Consider the following 14,311-nt stretch of genomic DNA (forward strand, 5'->3'; position numbering starts at 1 on the left):
TGCGTTCCTCAGATGTCGACGATCGTGGTGTCGGCGATGGTCTGAGCGAAGCCGCTTCCGAACAGAACGGCGGGCGTCTGGAAGCCGGGGCGGACTTCGCCTGCGAGCACACGGCGGCCAGCTTCGGCCGCAGCCATCGCGGTGAAGGTGTAGCCGTTGACCGTGTCGAGAAGCGAGCGGGTCACCTGGCCTTCCGCGTCGGTGACTTCGACGGCTGCCTGGTATCGGTTCGCGAGACGATCCTCTTCACTCGGCCCATCCGGGAGCAGGGAGAGATCGCCCTGCGGAAAGCCGTCGCCTGTCACATGCACAAAGGTCTCGACATCAGGGACGCCCGTCGACCGCCAGATCGTGATGAGATCGGGAAGCGTCACCGGGAAACAGTCGACCGCACCCTTGCCGAAGTCAAATTTCCGAATGCCCTCAGCAGAAGCGCTGACGAGCTTGCCGTCGATACGAGCCAGGGTCTGGGTGGCGACATTCTCGATGGCGCTAATCGCCGACCCGCGCGAAAGACCACCTGCGACATGCAGCGCGATCCTGATTTTTCGGGGGTCGCGGACCTTCCCGACAGCGTGTCCGGCGAGGCTGCCGAGCATTGCGACGCTGCCCCCGCCGCCTGGCATCAGCATTATTCCTGCTGCCTTCGCCTCGTCGTCCAGGTCTTCGGCCAGACGGTAGCTGTCGAGTTCGGCTGCAGTGTCGAGATAGTGTACGCCGTTGCGGAGCGACGCCCGCATCAGGGCTTCGGCGGTCCGCAGGAAAGGACCGGCGCAGTTCAGCAGGACCGAAATATCGGCAACGCCTTTGTCGATCGCCGCAGCGTCGCTGAGGCTGAACACCCGGTATTCAACACCGAGCTCGGCGGCAAGCCTGGAGAGGGTCTCCTCTCTGCGGCCTGCGAGAACGAGAGGCGTGCCTGCCGCCTTCCCATGTTTCGCTGCCATGCGGCCGGTATAGCCGGTCGCGCCATAGATCATTAGCTTTGTCATGTCAGTGCTGCCATTCCTTGTAAACGAATTCGAGGCTGTAGCCGTCGGGGTCGCGAACCTGCGCGGCGTAGTAACGTGGGTCGTAATGAAGCTGCGGGCCGGGCGGATGGATCTCGGATGCACCTGTAGCCATGGCGGCGGCGTAGGCGGCATCGACTTGGGTGGTGCCTTTGGCGACGAAACCGACATGAGCCGAGCGGCCTTCGACGACCCCTTCGCGAAGCCAGAAGAACACCCTGCCGTTCGCCCCAAAGCCTTTCAGGTCCGGATGGCCGGGAGGCCCGTCCTTCCCGTCGTAGTCATGTGCATGGACGATTCCGAGCGGTGCCAGCGCCGCCTCGTAGAAGGCGACCGAGCGGGTGATGTCGCTGACTGAGATGAAGACATGATCGAGCACGTTGCTCTCCTTTGGTCAGATGATGTAGCCGCCGGCGACTTCGATGTTCTGGGCGTTGATCCAGCGATTCTCGCTCGACAGAAGGCTGGCCACGACACCGCCAATCTCTTCGGGTTCGCCGACGCGGCCAAGCGCGGTCTGACCTGCGAGCATCGTCTCGAATTCGTCATTCAGGCCACCGCCGAGTTCGGTGCGGATAGCACCAGGTGCAATCGAGTTCGCCCGGATACCCCGGTCACCGAACTCCTTGGCCATGTAACGGGTCAGGACTTCGAGGCCGCCTTTGAAGGAGGCATAGGGCGCGACACCTGAAGTTGCGACACGCGAGGTAGCGCTGGTGAAGTTGATGATCTGGCCACCGTCCGCCATCAGCGGCAGCAGGATCTGGGTCAGGAAGAACGGGCCTTTGAGGTGGACGTTGAACAATCCATCAAACTGTTCTTCTGTGACTGTGGCTATCGGACTGAAGAGGCCATATCCGGCATTGTTGACCAGATAGTCGAAATCACCACGGTCGAAGACCGTCTCCAACTTCCCCGCGACGTCGTCACGAAACGCCGAGAACGAGCTGATGTCGCCAACGTCGAGCTTCAGGGCCACGGCCATGCCGCCGCTCTGCACGATCGTCTTCACGACCTCTTCTGCTTTTTCAGGATTGCTGTTGTAGGTGACGACAACGCCCATGCCGTTGCGGGCGCATTCAACGGCGGTGCTCGCTCCGAGGCCCCGGCTGCTTCCGGTAATGATAACGATCTTCATAGGGCTTTTCCTTCCCTGTTCGGTATGACCTGAAGCTAGGCCTGTACCATCGCTGACGCTCACCCATTTCTCTCTGAAACTTGCCTATTTCTGCTTCAACGCTTGCGGAACCAACCTCAGTCTGTCACCTTCGCCTTCATGGAAAACCAACTTCAGGAACTGCGCAGCTTGGCCTCGTCGGCCGAAAACCGCCGGACGGAAACAGGAATTCCCCGCGTCGCCATGGTCCAGGGCGAGATACCGGAACATCGGCTCTCGGCCGTCTATGAGCCGATGATCAACCTGATCCTGACGGGCTCGAAGACGATGACGATTGGCGAGCGGACTTTTGCCTATGATCCGGCCACCTATTTCGTCATGTCGGTCGATCTTCCGGCCGTGGGATCGGTGCATCCGTCGGCCTCCGGGGAGCCGTATCTCGCGGTTAGCCTGACGCTTCATCCTCCGACGGTCGCGTCGCTGATTAGCGACCTGCCCGTGCAGGTCTGCAGCAAGCTGTTTGGCTCGGGCTTCTCGGTCGCGCCGGTCAACGACGAATTTCTCGATGCCTGGGTGCGAATGCTTCGGCTTATGGACCGGCCGGACGAGGTCGACGTGCTCGCACCTGCCTACGAAAGGGAAATCCTGTTCCGGGTGCTGCAGGGGCCGCTCGGCTGGATGCTACGGGACATCGCGGCGCCCGACGCGGCGCTCTCACGGATTGGCGTCGTGATCCAGTGGATCAGGGAGAACTTCGCAAAGCCCCTGAGGGTTGAGGCGCTCGCCGAGATGGCGGCCCTGAGCGTCTCGGCATTCCATCGCCACTTCAAGGCTGTCACGGCGCTGAGCCCCATCCAATACCAAAAGCAGGTCCGCCTGCTCCATGCCCGCACGCTTCTGATGGCAGGAGAGGGAAGCGCAACATCTGTGGCCTTCTGTGTCGGCTACGAAAGCCCGAACCAGTTCAGCCGGGAATACGCGCGACAGTTCGGGCTGCCCCCATCCAAGGACGTAGTACGTCTTCGTGGCGAGGCCGCGTAAGTGTGCCTATGCCGGACAAGTCAATTTACGACCGGTTTGGGCCCGATTAAAATCATGGCATCCGATGTCGTGTGTCCGCTTTCATCTCGGTTAGCCCAGCAACTGACAATCGGTAGTCGGCCCCGATCCGGTCATGCCCAAGCCTCTTCCCTGATAGAAGCGAAGGGGGCTGTGGCGTTTGATCGGCGATGTAACGGTAGGGCTATCCCGCTTGGTTGGGCCGTGCGAGAACCACGTATCATAATTCAAGTACCTATCTAATTGATAATTAAAGATATAGCCGGTCAGTTTGTGCGGCAATCGGCGATGTTTGGCGGGCAGCGCCCGACGAAGGTGAGCACTATGAGATCGTCATAACCCTTTGACGATTATGCAGATACTTCGTGTTATGCGGCTATCGGCGGCATTTGGGTGGCTAACGGCGGCCATTTCGGACGTTTGGCGGGTTTGCGCCCTCATTTCCGTCGTTCGCGACGTTGTCTTCGAATGTCTGCTTCAGGCTCGAAACGGACCTCAGCCCGGCACCACGGCTACCGATTTCGGCAAGAACTTCACCCGCTCGAGGCCTACGAAGAGCGGGTCTGTTGGTCAAGTTCTGCGGCCGGCATCACGAACCAGATGCTTCGAGGCTGGTCGAGGACGTGGCATACAACGACCGCATCGATGTCCGGGCGGGGGCCCACAGTCATCGAGGGGCGACGCAATATTGTCGCGCTACGAATAGCTCTGGATGGGTATATTGGCGATCTCCTCGCTTCTGCGCCAAAGCTCTTCGGCGACGTCGGGGTCGATCGCATAGGCTTCTACGCCAGTCAGGCGATTGGTGCGATCTTCGCTGCCCAGATCGACGCAACCGCCGCCCGGCAGCACAGGCGTGATGTCGGAATCGGCGCAGAACACACCACCTTTGCCGTCAAGCTGCGGGCTGACCGCGCACCAAACGTGGGTAGCCGCTCCCTGCGGTACCGATTTCAGGTCACGGCTCAGATCGACGACCGGCCGATCATTCTCGTCGACGAACCCGGTTTTTTTCAGCATTTCCACCCCGACATGCATACCGAGATTGGTTCCCGCGATCCCGCCGGGATGGAGCGCGAACGCGCGGATGCCCTCTTCCTTGCCTCGCCGGTCGAGGGCGACCGCGAAGAGGATGTTGGCCGTCTTCGACTGACCATAGGCCTTGAAAGGCTCATAGTCGCGGCGCTCGAAATTGATGTCGTCGAATACCACCGGCGAGAAGCGGTGCCCGGCGGACGAAACTGACACGACGCGCGCACCGCCGGCCCGCTTGAGCGCCGGCCAGAGACGCAGGGTCAGCCGGAAATGGCCGAGGTGGTTGGTAGCAAACTGCAGCTCATTGCCCTGCGCATCGCGCTTCAGCTCGGGGAGCGCCATGATGCCGGCGTTGTTGATGAGCAGGTGAAGCGGCAGGCCAGTTTCGACGAAGTCGCGGGCGAAGTTGTCGATCGAGCCGGGATCGGTGAGGTCCATCGCCTGAACCTCCATGCCGCCGCCTGCTTCGGCGATGGCCTTGCGCGCGCGCTCGACGTCGCGCGCCGGGACGATGATTCTCGCACCCGCCGAGGCGAGCGCGCGTGCTGTTTCAAGCCCCAAGCCTGAGTAGCCACCCGTGACGATCGCCACCTTGCCGACTAGATCGACTCCCTTGATGATGTCGGCTGTCGTGGAGGCGCGGCCAAATCTTGAACCGATTGGTGATTGAGCTGTGCTCATTGCTATATCTCCCTACTTCGTGGAGACACGCATAAGCGACCAATCTAGAACGTTGAATGCTTATTCGTACAAATATTATGAGCGATCGTTCGAGATGCGTCGCGCTTGTCAGCGTGCGCGCATTCCAGCCGTGGACCATCACGTTGCGATCAGGCCGAGAGGCGCGAAGCTGAGGGCATCGTTTGTCCATCGACGGTTGTGCCCGGGAAGCCGATCAGGGGCGCCAGTGTTTCATTGTTCTCGGCCGGGAAATTGAGTTTGGGCTTGGAGACGTTGTCGAGCATCTTGATCTGGTCGGGCGACAAATTGACGTCGAGCGAATCGAGGTTCGCTTGAAGCTGATCGACGCGCCTTGCGCCCACGAGCGTGGAACTCACACCGGACCGTGACCGCACCCAGGCCAGCGCAACCGACGCGGAACTCACTTCCTGTTCCGACGCGACGGCCGCGACCGCTTCGATGACGTCGTAATCGGCTTCACTCGGAACGCCCACCAGGCCGGTGCGCTTCGTATCGACGTTATCGCCGCCGCCGCGCTTGAACTTGCCGCTCAGGAACCCGCTCTTCAGCGGCGACCAGGGCATGATGCCCATTCCCATTGCCTGGGCCATGGGAAAAAGCTCGCCTTCGCTTGTCCGCTCCAGCAACGAATACTCGAGCTGCAGCGCGATGATCGGCGCCCACCCCCGGAAATGGGCGATAGTCTGGGCTTCAGCCGTCTTCCAGGCGGGGATATCGGAGAAGCCGACGTAGCGGATCTTGCCGGCCGTGACGAGATCGTCGAGCCCACGCAACGTCTCCTCGATCGGCGCGGCCTGATCCCAATTGTGAAGCCAGTAGATGTCGATGTAGTCGGTCTGGAGACGCTTCAGCGAGGCTTCGCATTGCTGGAGGAGCGCCTTGCGGCCTGCGCCGCCGCCGTTCGGGTCTCCAGGAAACAGGCTGCAGTAGAACTTCGTGCTGAGCACGAGCCCGTCACGGCGAACATCGCGTCGCTGCAGATAGTCGCCGGTGATCCTTTCCGAATGGCCACCGGTGTAGATGTTCGCCGTGTCGACGAAGTTACCGCCGCGATCGAGATACGCCGACAGCATCGCGTGCGAGTCCTCATCGCTCGCGCCCCAGCCGAAGTCTTCGCCGAATGTCATGGTGCCAAGGCACAGCGGGCTGACCCGCAGGCCCGAACGGCCGAGTGTGATGAAGTGATCGAGAGGCATGGGGGGCTCCTTCCGTTCGCGAGGGTAGCGTCTTGGTAGGCGGCTGCTTCCGAATGATGAATGCTTGATCGTGCGAAATTTATGCGAGATAGTACAACGATGCACGCCGACCCGCTCTCAGATGTCCTCAATCTCGCCGACGCTCGCTGCGTACTCACCGGCACGCTTGTTGCCGGCGGCGGGTGGGCGCGCAGATTCAAGCGTTCGGACGCGGTGAAGTTGCTCGCCGTGGTCAGAGGGGTGTGCTGGCTATCGACCGAAGCAGACACAGCAGCGCCGGCTCGGTTCGAGGCGGGCGACGTCGTCATCACGAATGGAGCGCCGGCGATCATCCTGGCCGGCGCTTCGGAGCAGCTTGCGGGCGCCCTCGCCGCACCGCTTGAGCGGGATGCAGAGGGCAACCTGCGCGCAGGGGAAGGCTCCGAATTCATGATGATCGGCGGGCTGCTGGAGGTCGACGAGCAGCGCTGTGGCTTTTTGCGGGAAAGTCTTCCTCCCGTCGTTCACGTCAATGGTCAGAAAGCAGAAGCCGCGAAACTGCGCTGGCTTCTTACGGAATTGGCCGAGGAGACGCAGCGCGAGCGGGCAGGCTCGACAACCGCGATCATCCACTTGGCGAAGTTGCTGTTCGTGGAAGCTTTGCGGCTTCACATAGAATCAAACAAATCGGACCGGTCCGGTTGGCTCACGGCGCTTGACGACAGGCGCATCTCGATCGCGCTACGAGGAATTCACGCCGAACCTTCGCATGCGTGGAGCCTGGACGAGTTAGCGAAGCTGTCCGGAATGTCGCGGACATCGTTCGCCGTACGCTTTCGTGATGTCGTCGGGGTCCCGCCTTTGACCTATGTACTCAACTGGCGGATGCGCCTGGCGGAAAGGGAGTTGAGCGAAACGGACCGTTCCGTCGCCGATATTGCCTGGTCGCTCGGATACGGGTCCGACAGCGCCTTCAGCAACGCGTTCAGCCGCTCGACTGGTGTCTCGCCAGGCCGGTTCCGGAAGGAGGCAATGCAGACCTATTGCGAGCGTCGCCGCAGGGCGGGCCGCCACGCGATCGAAGTCGAATAGGCCCGAAAGCAATGCACCCAGCTTTCGCACAAGCGATCGCGATCGTGACCCCAGCCACTTTGCAGTTCGTTGGGAACGGATGCCAACTGCGCTCGTTGGGCCGACGCCGCCGCAATGTTGCGGCCGTGGGGCTGACTGGACGGTGCAACGTCGGCTGGTTCCTGGGAAATGAAACCGCCTAGCCGCCCTCGTGTGGCGGTTTGACCGTTTGTGGCGCCAAGCCGTCGTCCAGGAAGCTCTTTCTTTATGGCGGTTTCCGGCCCGTTTCAGGCATGCAAGCAGCGGTCGATAGCGTAGAATCGGCGGTCCGCTATACCGTCTGGTGTGGTGCGGTGATCGGCGGAAATATCGGGGTATAGGGGGTAATCGGCGGGGTGGTGAAGCATGCGGGACTCGAACCGAGATTCGGACGAATGGACCCTTTCAATGCCGCGCCTATCCTTCGTCTGCCGAAAGTGAGCCAACCCTTTTCTACGCCATGGTATCCGATTTACCGCACGGTCTGGCAACGAGCCTTTTCAGGTTCGATATTCGGCGCTTCCATGTTCCACGCCCATTCCGGGCACGGGACTATGGGAGACAATGGCGATCAAGCGGGCCAAGCTCATCATGGAGGTCTTCGGGCCTTCATCCGCACCGGAAACGGCGCGGCGGGAGCTTGACCGCTCCGATGAAGCTGTCATCGCCCTGGCCCGACTGATCGGCCACCAGATCGCGCGCGAGCAGTTCGAACGCTATGAAGCACAAGCTCGGAAGGCGAACCGGCGCAAGCGCAACACCCCCACCTGAACGGCTGCCCACACATGCAACCGGCGTCGACGGTTCCAGCCGTCGGGGCCTTGGTATATTTCAATTGATACCATTATGGTATCATGATACAGAGGTTCGAATGAGGATCATCGCCCGCCGCACCCTGCAGCAATTCATTGACAGCCTCGCGGGGCAGAAGGATCAGACGGCGATGAAAGCCGCGCTTGATGCCTGGTTCGATGAAGTCAGCAAGGCGGACTGGGCGAATTCCGCGGATGTGAAGAGACACTACGCCACGGCAAGCATCGTCACAGCCGAGCGGATTGTCTTCAATATCAAGGGCAACAACTACCGCCTTGTGGTGGCGGTCGATTTCGAGAAGGGCATCGTCTGGATCAAGTGGATCGGCACCCACAAGGCCTATGACAGGATCGATGTGACGGAGGTGAAGCATGGTGACTGAACTCAAACTCATCCGCACCGAGGCGGATTACGACGCGGCGCTTGAAGAAGTCGAACGCCTCTGGGGGGCGAAGAGCGGAACGCCCGACGGCGACCGGCTCGACGTGCTGGCGACGCTGATCGATGTCTATGAAGCGAAGCACCACCCGATGGACCCGCCCGATCCGGTCGAGGCGATCAAGTTCCGCATGGAGCAGCAGGGGTTGAGCCGCAAGGATCTGGAGCCGATCATCGGACCGCGTGGCCGGGTCTCGGACATCCTAAACCGCAAGCGCGGCCTGTCGATCGACATGATCCGGCAGTTGCACGAACAGCTCGGCATCTCGGCGGACGTGCTGATCCGGCCGAGCCGCTTCGACAAGGTGGCATAAAGGAACCCGATCATGACCCGCGTTGCGCTCTATGCCCGCTACTCCTCCGACAATCAGCGGGAAGCGTCGATCGAGGACCAGTTCCGGATTTGCCGAGAACAGGCGAAGCGGGAGAAGTGGAAAATCGTCGGGACCTACAAGGATGCGGGTATCTCCGGGGCCAGCATGATCCTGCGTCCCGGCATCCAGTCACTGCTCCAGGACGCGCAGGCCGGGAAGTTCGACATGGTGCTGGCCGAAGCGCTGGACCGGGTCAGCCGCGACCAGGCCGATGTCGCCACCTTCTACAAGCACCTGAAGTTCGCCGGCGTCCCCATCGTCACCCTGTCGGAAGGCGAGATCAGCGAGTTGCATGTCGGGCTCAAGGGCACGATGAACGCGCTGTTCCTCAAGGACCTCGCTGCAAAGACCCATCGGGGCATTCGTGGCCGTGTCGAGGAGGGCAAATCGGGCGGCGGACTTTGCTATGGCTACAAGGTCGTCAAACAGCTCGACGCACGCGGCGATCCGATCCGCGGCGATCGCGAGATCGATGACGCGGAGGCGAACATCGTCCGGCGTATCTTCCGGGAATTTGCCTCTGGTGTGGGTCCGCGTACGATCGCTCGCACCCTGAACGAAGAGGGCATTCCCGGTCCAAACGGCAAACCATGGGGCGACACCACGATCCGCGGCCATGTGAAGCCCGGAACCGGCCTCATCAACAACGAGCTCTATATTGGTCGCCTGATCTGGAACCGGCTACGCTACATCAAGGATCCATCGACCGGAAAGCGCGTGTCGCGCCTCAACCCCGAGAGCGAATGGCTCACCCGTGAGGTGCCTGAGTTGCGTATCGTCGATGATGAGCTTTGGCAGGCGGTGCGTGAGCGGCAGGCCGCGATCGCGGATAAATACGCGAATGTCACCGAGGCGGTGCGCAAGCACCACAAGAAGAACCAGCTCAACGGCAAGCGCCGACCTCGGTCCCTTCTGTCCGGCCTGGTCTTCTGCGGCTGCTGCGGCGGTCCCTATTCGCTGCGCGGTGCAGGCCGCTTCGCATGCTCCAACCACATCAGCAAGGGAACCTGCTCCAACAGCCGAACCATCCGGCAGGATGAACTGGAGAGCCGTGTGCTCTCTGGTCTCAAAGACCGCATGATGTCACCAGAGATCGCCGCCGAGGCGATGCGCGCCTATGCGGAAGAGACCAACCGGCTAAACCGCGAGCGGCGCTCCAATGCGGATGTCTGGCAGGTGGAACTGGCGAAAGTCGATAAACAGATCGCCCAGATTGTCGAGGCCATTGCCGACGGAATGTATCACCCCTCGATGAAGGAGAAGATGACCGGCCTGGAAACCCGGAAGTCCGAATTGACCTCGCTCTTGGCGGATGCGCCGGACGACAAACCAGACCTGCTGCCGACGGCGTCAGCGATCTATGCGAAGAAGGTCGCAAAGCTCGCACAAGCCCTGAATCGCCCCGCCGAGCGCCAGGAAGCGGCAGAGACCCTTCGCGGTCTGATAGAGAAGATTTCGCTCACTCCCGGCTCAGAACGCGGCGAGATTTACGCAACGCTGCATGGCGAACTGGGCACAATCTTGAATTGGACGGAACGGCAAGCTCTTGGAAAGGCTTCCAAAACGACAAAACCCGCCGCTGATGCGACGGGTTTGTTGGTATCTTTGGTTGCGGGGGCACGCAACTACCGATACCGACATTCATTGGAAGTCACGATCTGATCAACTCGATGCAGCTTCGCCTTGCCTCGACCGAAATCGTTTTCCAATGGCAAAATCATGAAACGGGCGGCGAAAGTCGGCATCGTCGTGCGATCAACCCCACTTTTTTCTTGCCAGTGAAAATCGCCGAACGCAAACGCGCTGCTGATCGACAATCCGAAGCAGACATACACGCAACCCGTTCCCGCTCGGAGACCACCATCCGTCAGGGCGAGGATATGGCGGCTCCCTCACGGCTCTTGGCCGAGAGCGACAGGTCCACGGAAATTCATCTCTGCCTCGACAGAGAAAAGCGCACAAGAGACCGGTCCTAGTTTGGTCTTTTGATCGACAGGAAGCGGCGAGGTTGCAGTCTCGTTAAGTTCAAGATCGGCCCCCTCGTCACGACCACGAGTCCCGAAATCGCGCCATGGTTATCCAGCAGAAAACCAACCAGACGTCCCGTACAGTTCGAGATCTCGCCATTTCCGTATATCAGTTCCTCTTGTGAAGATTGGATTGGACGCGGCTGCGAAAGGGCGACGATCATCAACATCTTCTCGTGTGCCATCGCTGTTCACGCGCCGATCGCGAAGGCCTAACCCTTAGGAAGGCCAGCAGCGCTTTTTAACTTGGGTTTTGCATGATACAGCGGCATCGTTCATTTAGGTTGACGGCATGGGCAAGCGGCGTTCGCGTATTATCACAATTGCGGTGTTTCTGGGCATTCTAGGCGCGGCGCTCCCGATCGTTGCTGCGTCCTATCTTGCTTGGTTTATCGCCGTCCAGAGGGTGCAGAAACGGTTGGAACAGGTCGCCGGCCTGACGATAATGCGAGCAACAGGCACATTCGCCGATGCCAAAGCGGCACTCGCCAAGGTTGGCGCAACATCCCTGGCGCCCTGTTCCGACGCCCACGTCGCGCTGATGCGAACCCTGACGGTCGACACTCCTTCCGTGGAAGAGATCGGATATTTCGAGGAGGGCCTACTAAAATGCACATCCTGGGGCAGAACGACCGGTGAGTTTGCCGAGTCACCAACCGATTTTCATACTGAGGACGGCATCGAAGTTTCGATACACGTCAAACCCGCAATCAGCGGCGGGAGACCGGTCATGGCGTTGCGTTCCGGCGCCTACAATGCCTTGGTGGTTCCATCAAGGTTTGTCGACGTTTTGATCGATGATGGCATATCCATTGCGTTGGCAAACGAGGACGGCACGATCATCCAAACGCTGAATGCACCGGACCGCGAAGCTGTCAGTTCGCTCGTCGCCGGCCGCAGCAAAGGAATGACCGACAGCGATCTGTTCGCCACGGCGCGTAGAGAAGGCATGGTCGCGGTTGCCACCAAACAACGATCTGAAGTGGCCACCGGGTTGAATTCAGAGCGAATGTTGATGCTGCCGATCGGCCTGGTCTCGGCGATATTTACAGTCGGCGTCGTAATTTGGCTGTCGCGAAGACGTTTGTCTCCACTGGCAGAGCTTGAGATTGCGGTTCGCAAATGTGAATTTGTCGTGCATTATCAACCGATCATCGCACTGAAGTCCGGCATCTGCGTTGGCGCGGAAGCGCTGGTGCGTTGGCAAAGACCGGACGGAACTTTGATAAAGCCCGATCTCTTCATACCGCTGGCTGAAGAAACCGGGCTGATCATGCCGATCACCGATCAGGTGATCAAGGCGGTCATTTCGGATCTGAACAGCACGCTCATTGACGACCGAAGCCTGCATATCGCAATCAACCTGTGCGCCGCGGATATCAAATCGGGGCGTATCCTCGATATCCTTGAAACAAAGCTTCGCCAAGCCGATATCCGCCCGGAACAGATATGGCTGGAAGCGACCGAGCGCGGCTTCATCGACATAGAGGCGGCGCGGAGTACGCTGGCAAGAGCCCGCGGACGCGGCCATTCTGTGGCAATCGATGATTTCGGCACTGGCTATTCCAGCCTGCAGTATCTTCAGGGCCTGCCCATGGACGCGCTCAAGATCGACAAGTCCTTCGTCGACACGATTGGCAAGGATACAGCCACCAGTTCGGTCACGCCCCATATTATCGAGATGGCCAAGACGCTCGGGCTCTTCACGGTCGCTGAAGGCATTGAGACCAAGGAACAGGCCGATCACCTCCAAGCGCTTGGCGTCGATTTTGGCCAAGGATGGCTCTACGCCAAGCCCATGCCGGCAGAAGACTTCATCGTCTATCATCGTCAAACGCAGCATAAATACGGAAGAGCCCCCGAAATCATTCGAGTTTCGGAGCGCTAAAGCCCGGCGATCATCGAATTGCCAGCCATTCGGTGCGACGCATCTGCCGACACAGCAGCGAAACAGCAGGTTAACCGCGCCATACACAAGGGAACAAGCAGGAGATATATATCATGGACGACAAGATCACGGCGGTGCTCCAAGCCTATCACGAGAAGATCAGCGAGGAACGGGAGAACCGCCACAAAGCGCGTCCCGGAGGTGAGGATGGCGGCCAGCATCGCTTCATGGCGGTCGGGCCTGATACCGGGCAGTTCATCAATATCCTGGCACGCGGCCTCGAGGCGCCGACTATCCTTGAGATCGGAACCTCCTTCGGTTATTCCGGCATCTGGCTTGCCGACGCCGCGCGCGCGAGCGGCGGCCACGTCATCACCATGGAACGTTACGAGCATAAATCGGCCTACGCAAAGGAAATGGCGCGAAAGGCAGGCCTTGCCGACTGGATCGACTTCCGTGTCGGCGACGCGGTAGAGATGATTCCGGCCCTATCCGGCAAGGTCGATTTCGTGCTGCTCGATCTCTGGAAAGATCTTTATGTGCCCTGCCTCAAGGCCTTCTATCCGAAACTCAATTCCGGTGCGATCATCATTGCCGACAACATGCTCGGCCGCGCGGCACCCGGGGCGATCGCCTATGCTCAGGCGGTACGCGCCAAACCCGGCATAACCAGTGTCGTGCTCCCTGTCGGCTCCGGCATTGAGATCAGCCGCTACGAGCCGGTCTGAGCCAATTGATTGGAGTGTTCATGAATCATCAGATCACAAGACACCGTCACGAACTCAGGCGCAGGCAGCTGACGGTCAAGGAAACCGCCCACGTCACGCCGAACATGATCCGTATCCTGTTCGCAGGAGACGATCTTACCGATTTTGTAAGTCTCGGCGCCGACGATCACGTCAAGCTCTTCTTCCCCAATGGTGCCGGTGAATCGGAACGGCGGGATTATACGCCGCGCCGGTTCGATAGGGAAACGCGTACGCTGGCAATCGACTTTGCCATACACGATGCCGGTCCAGCGACACGATGGGCGCTGGCGGCAAAGCCTGGCAACGTTTTGGAGATCGGCGGCCCGCGCGGCTCGACGATCGTTTCGCCGACCTTCGACTGGTGGCTCCTTGTCGGAGACGAAACCGCCCTTCCCGCGATCGGCCGTCGAATCGAGGAACTGCCGGCAGGCACGCGTGTGATCAGCGTCGTGGCGGTCGCCGATAGCGGCGACGAGCAAACCTTCACGACCCGGGCCAACCACGCGGCGAAATGGGTGTATCGTCCGCTCGATCGCGCCGACGATCCGGAACCGGTTCTTTCGGCACTAAAGGCACTCTCACTGCCCGAGGGCGACGGCTACGTCTGGATCGCGGCAGAGGCGCGGCTCGCGCGCGCGACGCGCGACTACCTCGTCAACGAACGGGGTCATCCGCTGCAATGGACCAAGGCCTCCGGCTACTGGCTGAAGGGGATCGCCGACGCGCATGACAAGTTGAAAGACTGAGGTACAAGGTGCGGATGGAGATCGCAGGCTTGTGAAAGTTGACACTTTCGATCTTCATCGCGGCGCCC

At 60.3% G+C, this 14,311-nt stretch carries 14 protein-coding genes; 9 read left to right on the forward strand and 5 right to left on the reverse strand.

The features are described from left to right. Positions 1–8: 8 nt before the first annotated feature. The 3 genes from HQ843_RS03675 to HQ843_RS03685 are packed head-to-tail and all read right to left on the reverse strand — an operon-like array spanning position 9 to position 2,148. Entirely contained in the window at positions 9–992 is a 984-nt protein-coding gene (locus HQ843_RS03675) for a saccharopine dehydrogenase family protein (RefSeq protein WP_180899777.1), read from the reverse strand. 1 nt (position 993) lies between these two features. Beyond that, positions 994–1,389, reverse strand: coding sequence for a VOC family protein (locus tag HQ843_RS03680; protein WP_180899776.1), 396 nt, complete (start codon positions 1,387–1,389; stop codon positions 994–996). Positions 1,390–1,404: 15 nt separating this feature from the next. Next, complete coding sequence (locus HQ843_RS03685; protein ID WP_180899775.1) at positions 1,405–2,148, reverse strand: SDR family NAD(P)-dependent oxidoreductase; 744 nt, start codon at positions 2,146–2,148, stop codon at positions 1,405–1,407. 138 nt (positions 2,149–2,286) lie between these two features. On the opposite strand from HQ843_RS03685, the gene HQ843_RS03690 reads away from it, so the two are divergent. Next, a complete protein-coding gene (locus tag HQ843_RS03690; RefSeq protein WP_180899774.1) occupies positions 2,287–3,168 on the forward strand; it encodes an AraC family transcriptional regulator in 882 nt (293 codons plus the stop codon). Between the two features lie 714 nt (positions 3,169–3,882). Here HQ843_RS03690 and HQ843_RS03695 read toward each other — a convergent pair. Together HQ843_RS03695 and HQ843_RS03700 are read right to left on the reverse strand one after the other, a co-directional pair. Next, positions 3,883–4,902 (reverse strand): SDR family NAD(P)-dependent oxidoreductase, encoded by a 1,020-nt coding sequence (locus HQ843_RS03695; RefSeq protein ID WP_180899773.1) that lies wholly within the window; start codon positions 4,900–4,902, stop codon positions 3,883–3,885. 149 nt (positions 4,903–5,051) lie between these two features. Next, complete coding sequence (locus HQ843_RS03700) at positions 5,052–6,119, reverse strand: aldo/keto reductase (protein WP_180899772.1); 1,068 nt, start codon at positions 6,117–6,119, stop codon at positions 5,052–5,054. Between the two features lie 60 nt (positions 6,120–6,179). On the opposite strand from HQ843_RS03700, the gene HQ843_RS03705 reads away from it, so the two are divergent. From HQ843_RS03705 to HQ843_RS03740, 8 genes are all read left to right on the forward strand, one after another. Then, a complete protein-coding gene (locus HQ843_RS03705) occupies positions 6,180–7,190 on the forward strand; it encodes an AraC family transcriptional regulator (RefSeq protein ID WP_210275256.1) in 1,011 nt (336 codons plus the stop codon). A 582-nt stretch (positions 7,191–7,772) separates the two neighbouring features. Continuing rightward, on the forward strand, positions 7,773–7,979 hold the full coding sequence (locus tag HQ843_RS03710; RefSeq protein WP_180899771.1) for a hypothetical protein: 207 nt from the start codon (positions 7,773–7,775) through the stop codon (positions 7,977–7,979). Positions 7,980–8,079: 100 nt separating this feature from the next. After that, positions 8,080–8,403 carry a type II toxin-antitoxin system HigB family toxin gene (locus HQ843_RS03715; RefSeq protein ID WP_180899770.1) on the forward strand — a complete coding sequence of 108 codons (324 nt, stop codon included), beginning with the start codon at positions 8,080–8,082 and terminating at the stop codon, positions 8,401–8,403. Continuing rightward, on the forward strand, positions 8,393–8,773 hold the full coding sequence (locus tag HQ843_RS03720) for a helix-turn-helix domain-containing protein (RefSeq protein ID WP_180899769.1): 381 nt from the start codon (positions 8,393–8,395) through the stop codon (positions 8,771–8,773). The genes HQ843_RS03715 and HQ843_RS03720 overlap by 11 nt, the downstream gene beginning before the upstream one ends. A 12-nt stretch (positions 8,774–8,785) precedes the next feature. Then, positions 8,786–10,495 carry a recombinase family protein gene (locus tag HQ843_RS03725; protein ID WP_180899768.1) on the forward strand — a complete coding sequence of 570 codons (1,710 nt, stop codon included), beginning with the start codon at positions 8,786–8,788 and terminating at the stop codon, positions 10,493–10,495. 657 nt (positions 10,496–11,152) lie between these two features. Next, a complete protein-coding gene (locus HQ843_RS03730; protein ID WP_180899767.1) occupies positions 11,153–12,748 on the forward strand; it encodes an EAL domain-containing protein in 1,596 nt (531 codons plus the stop codon). Between the two features lie 113 nt (positions 12,749–12,861). After that, positions 12,862–13,476 carry an O-methyltransferase gene (locus HQ843_RS03735; RefSeq protein WP_180899766.1) on the forward strand — a complete coding sequence of 205 codons (615 nt, stop codon included), beginning with the start codon at positions 12,862–12,864 and terminating at the stop codon, positions 13,474–13,476. Positions 13,477–13,496: 20 nt separating this feature from the next. Beyond that, the gene (locus HQ843_RS03740) at positions 13,497–14,243 is read left to right on the forward strand and encodes a siderophore-interacting protein (RefSeq protein WP_180899765.1); all 747 of its coding nucleotides are present in this window, start codon (positions 13,497–13,499) and stop codon (positions 14,241–14,243) included. The last annotated feature ends 68 nt before the right edge of the window (positions 14,244–14,311 follow it).

The sequence above is a fragment of the Martelella sp. NC20 genome, assembly GCF_013459645.1.
In the GTDB taxonomy this organism is placed as follows: Bacteria; Pseudomonadota; Alphaproteobacteria; order Rhizobiales; family Rhizobiaceae; genus Martelella.